The sequence below is a fragment of the Pseudomonas sp. BT-42-2 genome, from assembly GCF_025847435.2.
Lineage (GTDB): Bacteria > Pseudomonadota > Gammaproteobacteria > Pseudomonadales > Pseudomonadaceae > Aquipseudomonas > Aquipseudomonas urmiensis.
The window spans coordinates 91,080-106,558 of record NZ_JAOYTM010000008.1; the positions used below are offsets into that span (position 1 = coordinate 91,080).

Genomic DNA, 15,479 nt, shown 5'->3' on the forward strand with positions numbered 1-15,479 from the left:
TTCCACCTCATTTATTTTCACGTTTTTCATGCAGCCCCGATGCTGACCCAATAGCGCGTGCGGTAGTCGATCCGCAGCGGCAGGCTGCGCGCCAGCAGCTGGAGGATTTGCTCGGTGTCGGCCAGTTGATAGGTGCCGGACACTTTCAGGTCGGCTACTTCAGGTGCGCAGCGCAACAGCCCCGGGCGATAACGCGATAGTTCAGCGGTGAATTCGCTGAGCGGCATCTGCTGCACGCTGAGTACACCCTCGGTCCAGCCCCAGGGATCGCCATGCACCAGCGCCGGCTCGATTGCGCCGGACGCGGCCAGCTGCAGCACTTCGCCTGGGTGCACCTGGCGTAACGGCGCCGAGTTGGGCATCAGGGTGACCTCGCCGCGGCGCACTGCCAGCAACAGGCCTTGAGCGTTTTCGCGCAGTAACAGTTGGCCGTCGTGGGTGCTCAACGCACCGAGTTGGGTGGCGATGATGAAGGGGCGCTTGTCGTTGGCATTGCTGTCCAGCGTCAGCTCGCCGCGAATCAGCGTCAGCAGGCGTTGATCGGCGCTGTAGCGCAAGTCGATGGCGCTGGCGGTGTTGAGCTGGATGCGGCTGCCGTCGCTGCCTTGCACGTCACGGCGCTCGCCTGTTGCGGTGCTGCTGTCGGCCAGCAGGGCGGGCAGGCCCAGCGGCTCGCGCGCCGCCCAAGCGAGGCTGCCACCCACCGCCAGGACGGCGAGCAACTTGAGATGGTCGCGCCGACTGATCTGCTGGCGCCGGCTGCCTTCGAGGGTGCGCCGGCTGAGGTCGCTGGGCAGGCCGGCGAGTTCGTCGCTCAGCGTTCTCACCCGCTGCCAGGCCAAGGCGTTGTGCGGGTGGCTGGCCAGCCACTGCTGGAACTGCCGCTCGGTGCGCGCACTCGGTTCGTCGAAGCGTAGCTTCACCAGCCAGTCGATGGCTTGATCGACCTGCGCTTGTGCGGGAATGCGCTCAGGCGTCGGCATAGCGCAACCGATAGCAGGTGCCCAGGGCCTTGGCCAAATCACGTTCGATGGTCGCGCGCGAGACATTTAGGCGCAGGGCGATCTGGGCGATGCTCAGGCCATCGAGCTGGGCCAGCAGAAAAGCCTGGCGCACTCGCGGTTTCAACTGGTGCAGGGCACGGTCGAGGCGCTCGAGCGTGTCGAGAATCACCATTCGATACTCTTCGCTGGGCGCCTCGCCTTCTGGCAAGTTGGCCAGGCTCTCTTGATAAGCCCGCTCCAGCGCCCGACGGCGGAACTGATCGATCATCAGGCCACGGGCGATGCTGCTCAGGTAGGCGCGTGGCTCTTTCAATGGCGAAACCTGGCGCGCCCGCAGCAGGCGCACGAAGGTGTCCTGGGCCAGGTCGGCGGCGTTCTCCCGGCAACCGACCCGGGCCTTGAGCCAGCCGCGCAGCCAGGCATGATGGGACTGATAGAGCAGATCGATTTCGGCCGGCTTGAGCGTGTCGTTCATCGGCATCGTGGCAACGGCCCTGACCCTGGAAGTAAGTGCGTTTGTTAATAGTTCTCAATTCTAGGCGGGGTCGATGAGCCAGGGCAACGGTATACCAAGAAATTACCGCGCAAGATTCAGCGTTTCTCCGATAAACGGCTGGGCTAAGGTGATAATCCTGTTCACTTAAGATTTTTGGGCCGCTTTGCGCCCCTTCGCGGGCAAGCCCGCTCCCACAGGTATAGCGCCGGCGGTCCGAGCGGCGCCATGCCTGTGGGAGCGGGCTTGCCCGCGAAGGGGCGCAGAGCGGCCCAAAAGCAGGCGACAAGGGCTTTGAGTGAACCGTATTAGGGCTAAGATGAGGGTTTTCTGCACTGGGTAGTCGTCGATGATCCTGGCCGATCTTTCACCCGCCGCGTTTCGCGAGGCTGCAGATTATCTCGCGGCGCTCGATCCGCATTGGTCCCAGCACATTGCTGCGACCGGGCCATGCCTGCATCAGGCCACGCCCGGGCGCGAGCCCTATGAAGCGCTGGTGCGAGCGATTGCCTACCAGCAACTGCATGCGCGTGCGGCCGAGGCGATCCTGGGGCGGATGCTGGCGCTGTTTCCTGGTTCGGCGTTTCCCAGCCCTGAACAACTGTTGGCGACCCGCCCCGAGGCGTTGCGTGCCTGTGGTTTTTCGGCGAGCAAGTTGGCGACTGTGCAGGGCATTGCCCAGGCCCGCCTGGACGGTATCGTGCCCAGTCGTGAGCAAGCGCTGGGGCTTGCCGATGAGGTGCTGATCGAGCGGCTGGTGACCTTGCGTGGGGTAGGGCGGTGGACGGTGGAGATGCTCTTGATCTACTGCCTGGAGCGCTCGGACATACTGCCTGTGGATGATTTCGGCGTGCGCGAAGGCTATCGGCGGATCAAGGGCCTGGACAAGGCGCCGACACCCGCCCAGATGAGATCGCTGGCAAGTGTGTGGAGCCCGCACCGGACCGTGGCCGCCTGGTATCTGTGGCGGGCGGTAGGTTGATGGGGCTGCGCTGCCGCGCAGGGAAACAGGGTTCCAGCGTGGGAGCGGGCTTGCCCCGCGATCACCGGCAAAGCCGGTGCCAAACGCTGCATCGCGGGGCAAGCCCGCTTCCACGCTGCCCCAGTCAAATCAAAGAATTATGTTTTGTTCCATGAGAGCGAGCTTGCCTGCGAAGGGCCGCGCAGCGGCCCCATAATCGTGAAGTTTACCCGCAAGAATCGGAGTGAACCCGGCACCGGCAGCTGGCAATCTCACTCCCAACCACCGCCAGGAGCCACCCCCCATGAAGCCCGCCTACGCCACCGACGCCGAGCGCTGGCTCGCCGTGCAAAACCGCGACAACAGCGCAGCCGGGCACTTCGTCTACGCCGTGCGCACCACGGGCATCTACTGTCAACCTGGCTGTAAGTCACGCCTGGCCAAGCGCGAAAACGTCACCTTCTTCGCTGATCCTGGCGCCGCCGAAGCGGCAGGCTTTCGCGCCTGCCAACGCTGCGCTGGAGCATCCCGGCGCAGCGATCTGATCGCCCGCGCCTGTCGCCTGATCGAAGCCAGCGACAGTGCCCCCAACCTCGATCAGCTGGGCATCGAACTGTGCCTCAGCCCGTTTCACCTGCACCGCCTGTTCAAGGCCGAAACCGGCTTGACGCCAAAAGCCTACGCCTCGGCCTTCCGCGCCCAGCGCCTGCGTGATCGCCTGGGCGACAAAACCAGCTCGGTGACCGACGCCATTTACGACGCCGGCTACAACTCCAACAGCCGCTTCTACGAAAGCGCCGGTCAGCGCCTGGGCATGCTGCCCAAGCAGTACCGTGGAGGTGGCAAAGGCGCCAGCATCCGTTTCGCCCTGGGCCAATGCGCGCTGGGTGCCATTCTGGTGGCGCAGAGCCAGCGCGGTATCTGCGCCATTCTCCTGGGTGACGACCCCGAAGCGTTGCTCAATGATTTGCAGGATCAATTCCCCAAGGCGCAACTGATCGGCGCTGATCCCGATTTCGAGCGCTTGATCGCCGTCATAGTGGGGTTCGTCGAGCAACCCGCCCTCGGCCTGGACCTGCCACTGGACGTTCAAGGAACGGCCTTTCAAGAGCGGGTCTGGCAGGCATTGCGTGAGGTCCCGGCAGGCCAGCGCGTCAGCTATAGCGATATCGCCGAGCGTATCGGCGCGCCCCAGGCGGTCCGCGCGGTGGCGCAGGCCTGCGCTGCCAACCGCATCGCCGTGGCCATCCCTTGCCACCGGGTGGTGCGTCGGGACGGCGATATCAGCGGGTATCGTTGGGGCGTCGAGCGCAAGCGACAGTTGCTGGACCGAGAGACGGCACTCTCCTGATCACGCGCAGCAGCGTAGAATTCCCCGCCAGTTGTGCTTGTGAACAATAGGGGATTTCAATGAGGCGTGTAAGCCTTGACCGTTTCTGTGTAGGGATTCTGGCCCTACTCTTGTGGGTGGCCACACCGGCTTGGTCGGCGGGTGCCACCCCCGTGGGGCAATTGCTGGCCGGGGAAATGCCTGCGCTGGAAGAAAACGCCAGCCTGGAGCAACTGAGCGACCGGCTCGACCAGATCCGCCAGGGCGTGACCACCAATGCCAATGACGACCAGCTCTCGCAGTTGCGCCAGGCGGCCATGCAGGTGCAGCGCCAGGCCGATGCCCAGGTGGCACTGCGCACGACCGATCTGGAGCGCGTGGAAGACCAGCTCAAGGTGCTCGGGCCAGTGCTGCCGGACGAAGCCGACAGCATCACCCGCCAGCGTCAGCAACTGACCAGCGACAAGAAGGCCTTGCTCGCCCAGCAGCAGACCGCCACCCAGCTGACCCAGTCAGCGCGCGACCTGTCGACCCAGATCGTCAACCTGCGCCGCAGCCAGTTCAACTCGCAGATCACCAGCCGCGCGGCCAGCCCGCTGAGCCCAGCGTTCTGGTCGAGCTTTATCCGACCGACCGACGATGATGTTGCCCGCCTGCGGGCTCTGCGCGGCGAAGCAGCCGATGCCCTGGCCAGTGCCTTCAGCCCTGAAAACCGCTGGCTGTTCATCACCAGCCTGATCGCGGCGCTACTGGTGTGGACCCTGGTAAGGCGGGTACTCGAGCGGCTGTTGGCCGATGCGATGATCCGCTGGTTGCCTGAAGGTCGCCTGCGCCGCAGCGCCCTGGCCCTGAGCGTCAGTCTGGCGACCCTGGGCACCATTTCCGGCTCGGTGTCGCTGGTGCGTTGGGGCCTTGAGACCAGCGCCGAGCTGGGCGCCGACATCGCCAGCCTGATCAACCATGTGTTGACCCTGGTGGTGTTCAGCGCCTTCATCACCGGCCTGGGCCGTGCCATGTTGATGTTGCAGCGTCCCTCTTGGCGTTTGCCGCCGATCCCGGATGAGGTCGCCAGTGCGCTGGGATGGTTCCCGAAACTGCTGGCGCTGGCGCTGATGGTGCTGCTCACCCAGGAGCGGATCAACAGTGTGATCGGCACCAGCCTGGCGCTGACCTTGGCCACCAACGGCTTGACCGCCTTGGTGGTGGCGTCGATCTTCTTCGCCGCCTTGGTCCGCTACCGCCGTACCCGTCGCCTGCATAAGCTCGAGCGACCGCCAGGCCTGGCCGGGCTGATCCCGTTCGTCATCGTCGTATGGTTGGCGCTGACCGTGTTGGCGCTGCTGACCGGTTACCTGACCCTGGCTTACTTCCTCACTGCCAAGCTGTTGTGGATCAGCGTGGTCGCGACCTGTGCCTACCTGCTGGTCACGGTGTTCGGCGACCTCTGTGAAACCCTGCTTTCACCACGCCAGCCGGGCGGCTTGGCGCTGGCCTCGGCACTCGGCCTAGCCCAGCGTCACCAAGCCCAGGCCAGCACCATCCTGGCCGGGATTGGCCGCACCTTGCTATTGTTCGCCGCCGCGCTGCTCGCGCTGATGCCGTCGGGCACCAGCCCGGGTGAGCTGCTGATGAGCCTGGCCGATTGGGATGGCAGCGGCGGTAAGGTGCTCGGTAACCTCAACATCGTCCCGCAGGATATCTTCCTGGCCTTGGCGATGTTCTTCGGTGGTCTGTTCGCCATTCGCGTGGTCAAGCGTTGGCTGAGCGAGCGCCTGTTGCCGGAAACCGACATGGATGCCGGCATGCGCGCGTCGTTGGTGACCCTGGTCGGTTACCTGGGCTTCCTGTTCCTGGCGATGCTGGTGATGTCGACCCTGCGCATCAACCTGACCAGCCTGACCTGGGTGGTCAGTGCGCTGTCGGTCGGTATTGGTTTCGGTTTGCAGCAGATCGTGCAGAACTTCATTTCTGGCTTGATTCTGTTGACCGAACGCCCGGTCAAAGTGGGCGACTGGGTCAGCCTTGCCGGGGTCGAAGGCGACATCCGCCGCATCAACGTGCGCGCCACCGAGATCCAGATGTCCGACCGCTCCACGGTAATCGTGCCGAACTCGCAGTTCATTTCGCAGAACGTGCGTAACGTGACCATGGGTAATGCGTTGGGGGTAGTGAGCATTACCCTGACCTTGCCGTTGGAGACCGACGCCAGCCAAGTGCGCGAGCTGTTGCTCAATGCCTACCACGAGCATGAAGCGATCCTCGATGCACCGACCCCATCGGTGACCTTCAAGGACCTCACCACCAGTGGCATGGTGCTGAGTGTCAGCGGCTACGTGGCCAGCCCACGGCAGGTGTCGGGAGCGCGCAGTGATCTGCTGTTCACTGTGCTGGGGCGCCTGCGAGACGAAGACATTCCCTTGTCGTCGCCGCAGAGCATGGTGCTGGTGCAAGAAGGCCAGCGGCCGGCCGACGAGCCTGCTGCGCAGTAAGTCAGTGTTTCAGCGTTGAGATCGAGCGCCGCACGAGCGGCGCTCAGTCTCATGAACGCAGCACATTTAGCGGCCTGCGCTTAGCCCAGACTCCGCGTCACATGCTTGACCGACTGATACGCCGCCAACCCCCAAGGCCCAAGCTCACGCCCGATCCCGCTGCCCTTGGTGCCGCCCCATGAGGTTTCAACGAACACCGCCTGCACCGAGTTGATCCACACATGGCCAACTTCCAGCGCATCGGCCACGCGTTCGGCGCGTTGCAAGTCGGCTGAGCAAACGGTGGCGACCAAGCCAAAACGGCTGTCGTTGGCCTGGGCAATGGCTTGCTGTTCAGTGCTGAAACGCCGAGCGCACAACACCGGACCAAAGATCTCTTCCAGCCACAGCCGGCTGTGTTCAGGCACATCGACATACAGCGTGGGGCTGACGAACCAGCCATCGCGATCGAGCACCTTGCCGCCCGCCAGGCACTGCAAACCCTCTTCCCGTGCAGTGGCAAAGTAGCCGGCAACCTTCAGCCATTGCGCCTGGCTGGTCAGCGGCCCCATCTGCACCTCTTCAGTCAGGGGATTACCTACCTGCATCGTCTCCAGCGCCGCTTGCAAGCGCGCCAGCAGTGCATCGGCAATGCCGTCCTGGACCAGCAGGCGCGAGGTCGCCGAGCACATCTGTCCGGCGTTCCAGGTGATACCGGCAACGATCCATTGCACCGCCTGGTCGACATCGCAATCGTCGAACACGACGATCGCCGACTTGCCGCCCAGCTCCAGCGTCACCGGCCGACACTGCGCCGCGCTGGCGCGCATCACCTGGCTGCCAACGCCATTGCTGCCGGTGAACGACAGCTTGTCCAAGCCGCTGTGGCTGCTCAGTGCCGCACCGGTTTCGGCCTTGCCGTTGACAATGTTCAGCACGCCTGCCGGCAGGCCAAGTACGTCGGCGATCTGGCCGTAGGCTTGCTCGATCAGCGGGGTGACTTCCGAGGGCTTGAGGACCACCGTGCAGCCAGCTGCCAGGGCAGGGGCGAGCTTCCAGGCGCTGGTCACCAGCGGGAAGTTCCACGGCACGATCAGGCCCACCACGCCGACCGGCTCCAGGCGCGTGCGCGCCCTGAAGCCAGGTACCGCCAGCGGCACCTCGCGGTTCTTCTCTGGGAGTTGCTCGGCAAGATCGGCGTAGTAGGCGAAAGTCGCCACGGCATCGTCCAGATCGATCTCAGCCTCATGGCGCGGCTTGCCGTTGTTGCGCATCTGCAAGGCGATCAGTGGGTCGCGGCGCGCGCCGAGTTGCTCGGCGAAACCGCGCAGCAGCGCCGCCCGTGCAGTGGCAGAGGTTTGCTTCCAAGCCGGCAGGGCGCGGCGGGCGGCCGCCACCGCCTGGTCGACTTGCGCAGTACTGGCCGACATCAGCTCGGCGAAGGGCAAGCCCAGCGCTGGCTCATGCACCGTGATGCAGTCGTTGCCTTGGCCTTCGACCCAGCGGCCGTCGATGTAATGAGGAGTGGTCATGGGCGAATTCCAGTCAGGCCATTTCGGCAGCAGAGGTTACCGGGATGTGTGGGCTGCTTTTGCAGCGCACCCAGCGCGGCCCGAGAGGGCCATACACGCCAGCAGGTTCAGGGAACAGGTTGAGCAGCAGCAGGTACAGCACAGCGGCGATTCCCAGGGTTACTGGCAGGCTCAGGTCGATGCCCCCGGCCAGTTCGCCAAGCGGACCGACGAACTGCCCCGGCAGGTTGACGAAGCACAGGCCGACCGCCGCGCTCGGCAGCCAGGCGCCCATGCCGCGCCAGTTCCAGCCATGCAGGAACCAGTAGTGACCGCCACGTTGGCCGCGGGTGAACACCTGCAGATCATCGGCGTGGTAGAAGCCGCGACGGGTGATAAGACCGAGGATCATGATCACCATCCAGGGGCTGGTGCAGGTGATGATCAGCACGGCGAAGGTCGACACGCTCTGCACCAGGTTGAAGGTGAAGCGCCCCAGGAAGATGAAGCCGATGGCTGCCACGCCAATCAACAAGGTGGCACCTGCGCGGCTGAGCAGTCGGGGGAATACGCTGGACATGTCCAGGCCGGTGCCATACAGGGCGGTGGTGCCGGTAGACATGCCGCCGATTACCGCGATCAGGCACACCGGCAGGAAGAACCAGCTCGGCGAAATGGCCAGCAGCCCGCCCACGTAATTGTTGGCGGCGATGTAGTCCGGCGCCTGGCTGGCCACCAGGGTGGCGGTGCACAGGCCAAACAGGAACGGGATCAAGGTGGCCGCCTGGGCGGCGATCACCGCCAGCATGATGCGCGCCTTGGGCGTCTCGCGCGGGATGTAGCGCGACCAGTCGCCGAGAAACGCGCCAAACGACACCGGGTTGCTCATGGCCAGGATCGCCGCACCGACGAAGGCCGCCCAGAAGCCTGCCTGGCCGAGATTGACGCTACCGGCAAAGCCCGCGTCGAAAGGCCCGGCGAAGGCGAAGAGGCCCAGCAGGAACAACAGGCTGGAGGCCCACACGGCGATCTTGTTGACCCACAGCATGAAGCGGAAACCAAAGATGCACACCACCAGTACCAGCACCGCGAACAAGCCATAGGCCAGGCCCAGGGTCAGATCGGTTTCCGGCAGCCCGGCCAGGCGCTTGGCGCCGCCAACCAGGGCATCGCCCGAGCTCCACACCGACAGCGAGAAGAACGCCACGGCAGTGAGCAGTGACAGGAACGAGCCGACGATACGCCCGTGCACGCCGAAGTGCGCGCCGGACGACACCGCATTGTTGGTGCCGTTGAGCGCGCCGAACAGGCCCATCGGGGCGAGGATCAAGGCGCCGATGCCGACCCCCAGCAGAATCGCCCAGACGCCGGCCTGGAATGACAGGCCGAACAGCACCGGGAAGCTCCCCAGTACCGCAGTGGCGAAGGTATTGGCGCCGCCGAAAATCAGGCGGAACAGGTCAAGCGGGGTGGCGTCGCGTTGATCGTCGGGGATCTGTTCGACGCCATTGGTCTCGATACCAGTCGAGTGGCTCATGATGATGCTCCAGCGCGGTTGTTGTAGGTCGGCGCAGTGCGCGGACCCTCTTGTGGGTGCGTTGGCAGTGGCGGCAGGGCCGCAAAGGCTAAAACGGTTTCAGGCTTGGCTAACCACTGAAAGGTGTTCATGGCAGGCCAGCCAGCGCTCATCCTGGCGGCGGAAAACGATGGTCTCGCGCTCGTTCAGCGCGTGCTCTTCACCCGCGATGCGAATGCGCGTGGCGACATCGTGGATGAAGATCGCCAGCTCACCTTGCAGGCTGAGGTGGACGTTGCTCGACTGGCACGCGAGCACGGCAAAACCTTCGGCTTGCCACTGGGCCCAGAGCTGTTCATAAGCACGGCGTGACAGCAGGGGTTGCGCCAATGTGTGGAAAAGAAAGGTGGCGTCTTCGCTGAAGCAGGCGAAGTAGCGGGCGCTGTCGTTGCTGGCAAAGGCGGCGACGAGGTCGGCGGCGGCTTGCCGTACCTGGAGTGTCTGGTCCACGGGAGTGGCCTCACGGTTATTGTGATTGTGGTGATGCGATTCTGGTGAGGGAGGGGCGAGGGAAAAATCGCTGTGGGCAAATAATTAGTTCAGAAATCTGTAAACCAAGGGTTTTGCATGCTGCGTGAGAGTTGAGACAGGTGGGTGGTAGTGGCAATATGCCTTGCGCCCCGCTAGGGCGTTTCCCTTCTTGAAGCGAGCTGGCCTGTCAGTAGGCGGGTGGCATGGAGTGCTGCGCATGAATGAGTTGAATAGAAGCCTATCGGACGCAATGCCTGAGGCGACCTTCGTCTCGGACGTTGACGAGGATAACCCCGCACGTATTTCGGCCTTCTTGCTGACATGGACCCCGGATCCCGCCTGGCAATCGCAGAGCGTTTCTGTTGGCACCCGAGAAGAGATTCAGCTCGATTGCTACTTACTCCAACCCCAGGTTGGGGATCGGGTGTATTTGGTATCGCCTGGTGCCACGCCGGGCATTGTCGCTCGCGGCACCGTCGCTCAGGCAGGCGCCAACCGCTTGCACATTGCCATAGAAGAGCGGCGTCCGGATTGCGCGCGTGGTTTGCTGCCTCTTGAGTTGTTGACTGAGGCTTTGGCAATGCGAAGCTGGAGTCCGACCATTACCGGCACAGGCCTCCCGCAGTCCAGAGCAGAGGTGTTGGACGAGCTCTGGCGCAATGGGGCAGGCAAGCATAGCTTGCGGCAGTTCATTGAATGGAGTTCGGCAGACGATGCCTCATCACAGCCTAAATGGTTGCGCAGCTATGAGGCAGCCACCCAATACGCAGAAGGGCTCAGCCAGCGCCGAGTGATGCTCGACCGTTCGGCTCTGGAGCAATTGTGGATTGACCGCAACAACGGCATATCCAGTTTGAAGCAAGGGGTGATGTCATCTGAGGAGTTCAATGATCAGTTCCCTTTGATCGAAGCCATGACCCTGAAGATCATGGCAGCGCCCACCCCGGAAACTTACGACAGCATTCTTCAACAATGGCGCGATAGCGTGCGTGCCGGGCATTTCCATACCAATCGACCGGCAATGATCAGCCGGGTGTTTGCCGCATTCGCGCCGCAACTTTATACCAGCATCCTCACCGATAAAGACTGTCAATTGTTATTGGCAGGGCTCAAGTCGAAGTTCCAGCTCGGCGCGGGTGCAGGCCTGGGTGGATGGTGTGAGCTCAACCGACAGATCAAACAATGCTTGCAAGCGGCGCAGGTCAACCCAAACGACGTATTGGAAAACAATATTGCCATGTGGCAGTTGCTCGCAGCCTTCAAGGGCGGCAAGCCGGTAGCGCTTGAAGCCGAGCCTCAATCGCTGGATGCAAGGCAATGCGCGAATGCACCGCTCAACCAGATTCTGTTCGGCCCGCCGGGTACCGGAAAAACCTATCACACTGTCAATGAAGCGCTGGCCATCCTTGAGCCTGAATTACTCACGCGCCCTGGTGTTACTCGCCAGGCGTTGACCGAGGCATTCAACGGATATGTGAAAACCCAGCAAGTCGTGTTCTGCACGTTCCACCAGAGCTTCAGCTACGAAGACTTTGTGGAGGGCATACGCGCCGACAATGAGGATGGGCAGCTGGTTTATCGGATTGAACCGGGGATTTTCAAGGCGCTCTGCAGCAACGCCGCGGCGGACATCGATATCGACAATGATCCGTTTGAACAGGCCTTCACACGACTGAAGGAAAAGTTGAGCAGTGGCGGACAACCGCTGACCGCACAGACGGTGAGAAATCACTCATTTGACTTCGACTATGTGGGCGGTGAAACCTTCCGGGTGTTTCCTGCTGTCTCTGCCGATCAGAAGATGCCCTATCGTGCATCCCTGAGCGATCTCCGACGTCTGTACCGAACCGGTGACAAGAGCTACATGCATAACGCGTCCTATGTTCAGGGCATCCTGCGCTACTTGCAGAATGAATGTGGGCTCGCGGAGTTTGCCCCGTCCCAGGAACAACCTCGTCAGCGGCGCAACTATGTTCTGATTATCGATGAGATCAATCGCGGCAATATTTCTCGGATCTTTGGCGAGCTGATTACCCTGCTGGAAGAATCCAAGCGCGCAGGCCAGGCGGAGGCCTTGTCGGTCAGGCTGCCTTATTCGAAAGATTCCTTCAGCGTGCCTAGCAATGTGCACGTGATCGGCACCATGAACAGTGCTGATCGCTCGTTGTCCGGGCTTGATATCGCATTGCGCCGTCGTTTCGCTTTCAAGGAGATGTTGCCCCGGCCGGATATCCTGGCGCATGTGCAGGTGGAGGGGATTGCAATCTCCACACTGTTGGAGGTGATGAACAAGCGCATCGAAGTCTTGCTCGATCGTGACCACTGCCTGGGCCATGCTTACTTCCTTCCCCTCGAGCAGAGCCCCACGCTTGAGTGTTTGGCGCACATCTTCCGTAAGCAGATTGTGCCGTTGCTTCAGGAGTACTTCTTTGAGGATTGGGAGCGGATCAGCTGGGTGTTGAATGACCAGCACGCCAACGCTAGCGGTTCTCAGCCCTTCATCGAGCGCCCGGCAAGTCAGGCTGATCTTGCTGAGCTGTTTGGCCGCGACGTGGCGGCGAAGGTGGATGACCGGCGCTGGCTGCTCAACAGCGCGGCGTTTAGTCAGCGCGACAGCTATCTGAACATTTTGGGCTGAGCGGGTGAGCGTTGCCGTGATCACTATTCGTGAGTACGCCCTGCTCACCACAGAGCGCGTCGAGCCTTCATTGGATCTTGCCCAGGTAACTCCGAGTGCTTTTGACTGGCTGTGCGAGTTGAGTGCCGGTTTCAGCAAGCGCGGCGCGCGCTTGTTACAGGTAGAAGGACGACGTTGGTTACGCTGGGATTCCTACGTGGGCATCCTGGAGACCCCCTGCGGTGTGCGCATCGAGATCTTGCCAAAACACATCGAGCAGGGTGATTGCCTGCTTGGAAGTCGACAACTGCTGCGTAAGTTGATCCAAACCGCGCTGCATCTGACCCCCAGGCAAACTTCACTTACCAGCCTTGAATTATTCGATGCGCCACTGAGCGAGTGGGTGATGGGGCAGTTTCTCGATCAGTTGGACTATTTGCTCAAGCGCGGCATTCGCTTTGACTACCAGCGGATCGAAGAAGAACAGCGCTTCTTGCGTGGTCAGCTAGACATGGTCAAACAGATGCGTCAGCCACCCGGCCGACAGCATTACTTCCAACTGCGCCATGACGTTTATCTGCCTGATCGCGCCGAAAATCGCCTGCTTAAACTGGCGCTGCTGCAGGTCGCAAGCACCACACAAGATGCGCGCAACTGGCGGCTGGCCAACGAGCTGCGCGGATTGTTCGAGGAGGTCCCTGCCAGCAAGCACGTGAAGAGTGACTTGCTGGCCTGGGGCAAGGATCGATTGATGGCGCATTATCGTGACGTCAAACCGTGGTGCGAGCTGATCCTCAATCAGCAGATGCCCATCGCTGTGGCGGGGCAGTGGCAGGGCTTGAGCATGTTGTTCCCGATGGAGAAGCTGTTCGAGCACTTCGTAGGTGACTGGTTGCAGCGGCAATTATCGACACAGGCGACGTTGAGTTGTGAGGCCGACGGTAAGTACCTGTGCGCGCATGGCCAAGGGCAAATGTTCGGGCTGAGGCCAGACTTCCTTATTGATAGCTGTTCAAGGCGCTGGGTGCTAGATACCAAATGGAAGCGCCTGCGCAGCGACGCTCATGGCGACAATTATCAGCTGCAACAAAGCGATTTCTATCAGCTATTCGCCTATGGGCATAAGTACAGAGATGGACAGGCGCCGAAGCTGGTGCTGATCTATCCGTATTGGTCGGGCTTGCAGAAAGCGTTGCCGGTATTTGACTACGGTGCCGATCTGCATCTGTGGGTACTGCCGTTCGATCTGGAGAACGAGTATTTGCTGGGTAGCAATCTGGCTGGGTTGCCGCTGCGCACGCAGGCTGATAGCTGCTCTGATTACCCTCTCACCACTCATTGATCGCTTGCGCTGGCCCGCTGCGGTCTAGTCGCGGGCCACGAACTTCGATCGCCGACTCAGCGTCAGGGAACAAGCGCCGAAGCGCCACCCATCGTTCACGCAATGGAACTCTGAGGGTGCGCCAATGGGGCTACCGACCGGTTCGCCCGGCCTTTACCGTTACGCCTGTCGTGCGCTCAGCCTGTTTGGCGAGCGCATTTACTTCAGGTCGCCGACTGACGGTCGTCTCACTCAGCCTGCGTTGCCTACTCTCATAATCCCCACTGTGGACCTGTGGGTCGCGGCCCGACCGCATTGGCCAGGATGGCCGGTTCTCCAACAAGAGGAGAGAACGATGAGCAATTTCTCGCAAGCTGCCAACTTCGAAGGCCAGATCCCCCGGATCGATCCTGACAATGCCACGATGCTGCTGATCGACCACCAGAGTGGCCTGTTCCAGACGGTCAAGGACATGCCCATGACCGAGCTGCGGGCCAACGCCATCACCCTGGCCAAAGTCGCCAGCCTGGCCAAGATTCCGGTCATCACTACCGCCTCCGTGCCCCAGGGGCCCAACGGCCCGCTGATTCCAGAGATTCACGAGGCCGCTCCGCACGCCCAGTACGTCGCGCGCAAGGGTGAGATCAATGCCTGGGACAATCCCGAGTTCGTGGCCGCCGTGAAGGCGACCGGGCGCAAGCAACTGATCATCGCCGGCACCATCACCAGTGTCTGCATGGCCTTCCCCAGCATCAGCGCGGTAAATGCCGGTTATCAGGTGTTCGCTGTCATCGACGCCTCAGGCACCTACTCGAAGATGGCCCAGGAAGTGACCCTGGCGCGGGTGGTCCAGGCTGGCGTGGTACCGATGGACACCGCAGCGGTTTGCTCGGAGGTGCAACGCACCTGGAACCGTCCGGACGCCGCCCAGTGGGCTGAGGCCTACAGCGCAGTATTCCCGCACTACCAGCTGCTGATCGAGAGCTACATGAAGGCCCAGGCCGTCGTCAGCCAGAACGAGCAGTTGGATTCGCAACGTAGCTGACCCCGCGCGGGGCGCGTTTTCCCATCCACGCAAGGAGATCCACCATGGCATTTCAATACAAGCGTCTGGACAAGAACAACGCAGCGGTACTGCTGGTCGATCACCAGACCGGCTTGCTGTCGCTGGTGCGCGACATCGATCCGGACCGCTTCAAGAACAACGTGCTGGCGCTGGCTGACCTGGCCCAGTACTTCAAGCTGCCGACCATTCTCACCACCAGTTTCGAAAGTGGCCCCAACGGCCCGCTGGTGCCGGAACTCAAGGCGCAATTTCCGGATGCGCCCTACGTGGCGCGGCCCGGCAATATCAATGCCTGGGACAACGAGGACTTCGTCAAGGCGGTCAAGGCCACCGGCAAGAAGCAGCTGCTTATCGCTGGGGTGGTGACCGAGGTCTGCGTGGCCTTCCCGGCGCTGTCGGCACTGGAGGAGGGCTTCGAGGTGTTCGTCGTGACGGACGCCTCGGGTACCTTCAACGAGCTGACCCGCGATTCGGCCTGGCGGCGCATGGAAGCCGCTGGGGCACAGTTGATGACCTGGTTCGGCGTGGCCTGTGAGTTGCACCGCGACTGGCGCAACGATATCGAGGGGCTGGGGACGCTGTTCTCCAACCACATTCCCGATTACCGCAATCTGATGACCAGCTACAGCACACTCACCGAGTCCAAGTGACGCAAGAGCCG

At 62.2% G+C, this 15,479-nt stretch carries 12 protein-coding genes; 7 read left to right on the forward strand and 5 right to left on the reverse strand.

Annotated elements, in window-relative coordinates; translation table 11 throughout:
* Positions 1-26: 26 nt before the first annotated feature.
* Both OIU19_RS08890 and OIU19_RS08895 read right to left on the reverse strand, forming a co-directional pair.
* Positions 27-983: a FecR domain-containing protein gene (locus OIU19_RS08890; RefSeq protein ID WP_264234711.1), complete on the reverse strand. Its 957-nt coding sequence runs from the start codon at positions 981-983 to the stop codon at positions 27-29.
* Positions 970-1,485, reverse strand: a complete 516-nt coding sequence (locus OIU19_RS08895) for a sigma-70 family RNA polymerase sigma factor (protein WP_264234712.1) — start codon at positions 1,483-1,485, stop codon at positions 970-972. The genes OIU19_RS08890 and OIU19_RS08895 overlap by 14 nt, the downstream gene beginning before the upstream one ends.
* 361 nt (positions 1,486-1,846) lie before the next feature.
* Here OIU19_RS08895 and OIU19_RS08900 point away from each other — a divergent pair, with 361 nt between their 5' ends.
* The 3 genes from OIU19_RS08900 (at position 1,847) to OIU19_RS08910 (ending at position 6,277) form a co-directional block, all read left to right on the forward strand.
* Entirely contained in the window at positions 1,847-2,479 is a 633-nt protein-coding gene (locus tag OIU19_RS08900) for a DNA-3-methyladenine glycosylase (protein WP_264234713.1), read from the forward strand.
* A gap of 283 nt (positions 2,480-2,762) precedes the next feature.
* The gene (gene ada / locus OIU19_RS08905) at positions 2,763-3,809 is read left to right on the forward strand and encodes a bifunctional DNA-binding transcriptional regulator/O6-methylguanine-DNA methyltransferase Ada (RefSeq protein ID WP_264234714.1); all 1,047 of its coding nucleotides are present in this window, start codon (positions 2,763-2,765) and stop codon (positions 3,807-3,809) included.
* 59 nt (positions 3,810-3,868) lie between these two features.
* Positions 3,869-6,277, forward strand: a complete 2,409-nt coding sequence (locus tag OIU19_RS08910; protein ID WP_264234715.1) for a DUF3772 domain-containing protein — start codon at positions 3,869-3,871, stop codon at positions 6,275-6,277.
* 80 nt (positions 6,278-6,357) lie between these two features.
* On the opposite strand, the gene OIU19_RS08915 is transcribed toward OIU19_RS08910, so the two are convergent.
* The 3 genes from OIU19_RS08915 to OIU19_RS08925 form a co-directional block, all read right to left on the reverse strand.
* Entirely contained in the window at positions 6,358-7,788 is a 1,431-nt protein-coding gene (locus OIU19_RS08915) for an aldehyde dehydrogenase family protein (protein WP_264234716.1), read from the reverse strand.
* 13 nt (positions 7,789-7,801) lie between these two features.
* Entirely contained in the window at positions 7,802-9,304 is a 1,503-nt protein-coding gene (locus OIU19_RS08920) for a cytosine permease (protein ID WP_264234717.1), read from the reverse strand.
* Positions 9,305-9,403: 99 nt separating this feature from the next.
* Positions 9,404-9,793: a nuclear transport factor 2 family protein gene (locus OIU19_RS08925; protein ID WP_264234718.1), complete on the reverse strand. Its 390-nt coding sequence runs from the start codon at positions 9,791-9,793 to the stop codon at positions 9,404-9,406.
* Between the two features lie 238 nt (positions 9,794-10,031).
* On the opposite strand from OIU19_RS08925, the gene OIU19_RS08930 reads away from it, so the two are divergent.
* The 4 genes from OIU19_RS08930 to ycaC all read left to right on the forward strand — a co-directional run bounded on the left by OIU19_RS08930 (position 10,032) and on the right by ycaC (position 15,468).
* A complete protein-coding gene (locus tag OIU19_RS08930; protein WP_264234719.1) occupies positions 10,032-12,452 on the forward strand; it encodes an McrB family protein in 2,421 nt (806 codons plus the stop codon).
* A gap of 16 nt (positions 12,453-12,468) precedes the next feature.
* Positions 12,469-13,773, forward strand: a complete 1,305-nt coding sequence (locus tag OIU19_RS08935) for an McrC family protein (protein ID WP_264234720.1) — start codon at positions 12,469-12,471, stop codon at positions 13,771-13,773.
* A gap of 334 nt (positions 13,774-14,107) precedes the next feature.
* Positions 14,108-14,797 (forward strand): hydrolase, encoded by a 690-nt coding sequence (locus OIU19_RS08940; RefSeq protein ID WP_186554205.1) that lies wholly within the window; start codon positions 14,108-14,110, stop codon positions 14,795-14,797.
* Between the two features lie 44 nt (positions 14,798-14,841).
* The gene (gene ycaC, locus OIU19_RS08945) at positions 14,842-15,468 is read left to right on the forward strand and encodes an isochorismate family cysteine hydrolase YcaC (RefSeq protein WP_186554204.1); all 627 of its coding nucleotides are present in this window, start codon (positions 14,842-14,844) and stop codon (positions 15,466-15,468) included.
* The last annotated feature ends 11 nt before the right edge of the window (positions 15,469-15,479 follow it).

Bases quoted from the DNA above. Each gene is read 5' to 3' on its own strand.
- ycaC (WP_186554204.1), top strand. From the start codon at position 14,842: ATGGCATTTCAATACAAGCGTCTGGACAAGAACAACGCAGCGGTACTG.
- OIU19_RS08940 (WP_186554205.1), top strand. From the start codon at position 14,108: ATGAGCAATTTCTCGCAAGCTGCCAACTTCGAAGGCCAGATCCCCCGG.
- OIU19_RS08910 (WP_264234715.1), top strand. From the start codon at position 3,869: ATGAGGCGTGTAAGCCTTGACCGTTTCTGTGTAGGGATTCTGGCCCTA.
- OIU19_RS08915 (WP_264234716.1), bottom strand. From the start codon at position 7,788: ATGACCACTCCTCATTACATCGACGGCCGCTGGGTCGAAGGCCAAGGC.
- OIU19_RS08920 (WP_264234717.1), bottom strand. From the start codon at position 9,304: ATGAGCCACTCGACTGGTATCGAGACCAATGGCGTCGAACAGATCCCC.
- OIU19_RS08930 (WP_264234719.1), top strand. From the start codon at position 10,032: ATGAATGAGTTGAATAGAAGCCTATCGGACGCAATGCCTGAGGCGACC.
- OIU19_RS08900 (WP_264234713.1), top strand. From the start codon at position 1,847: ATGATCCTGGCCGATCTTTCACCCGCCGCGTTTCGCGAGGCTGCAGAT.
- OIU19_RS08895 (WP_264234712.1), bottom strand. From the start codon at position 1,485: ATGCCGATGAACGACACGCTCAAGCCGGCCGAAATCGATCTGCTCTAT.
- OIU19_RS08890 (WP_264234711.1), bottom strand. From the start codon at position 983: ATGCCGACGCCTGAGCGCATTCCCGCACAAGCGCAGGTCGATCAAGCC.
- ada (WP_264234714.1), top strand. From the start codon at position 2,763: ATGAAGCCCGCCTACGCCACCGACGCCGAGCGCTGGCTCGCCGTGCAA.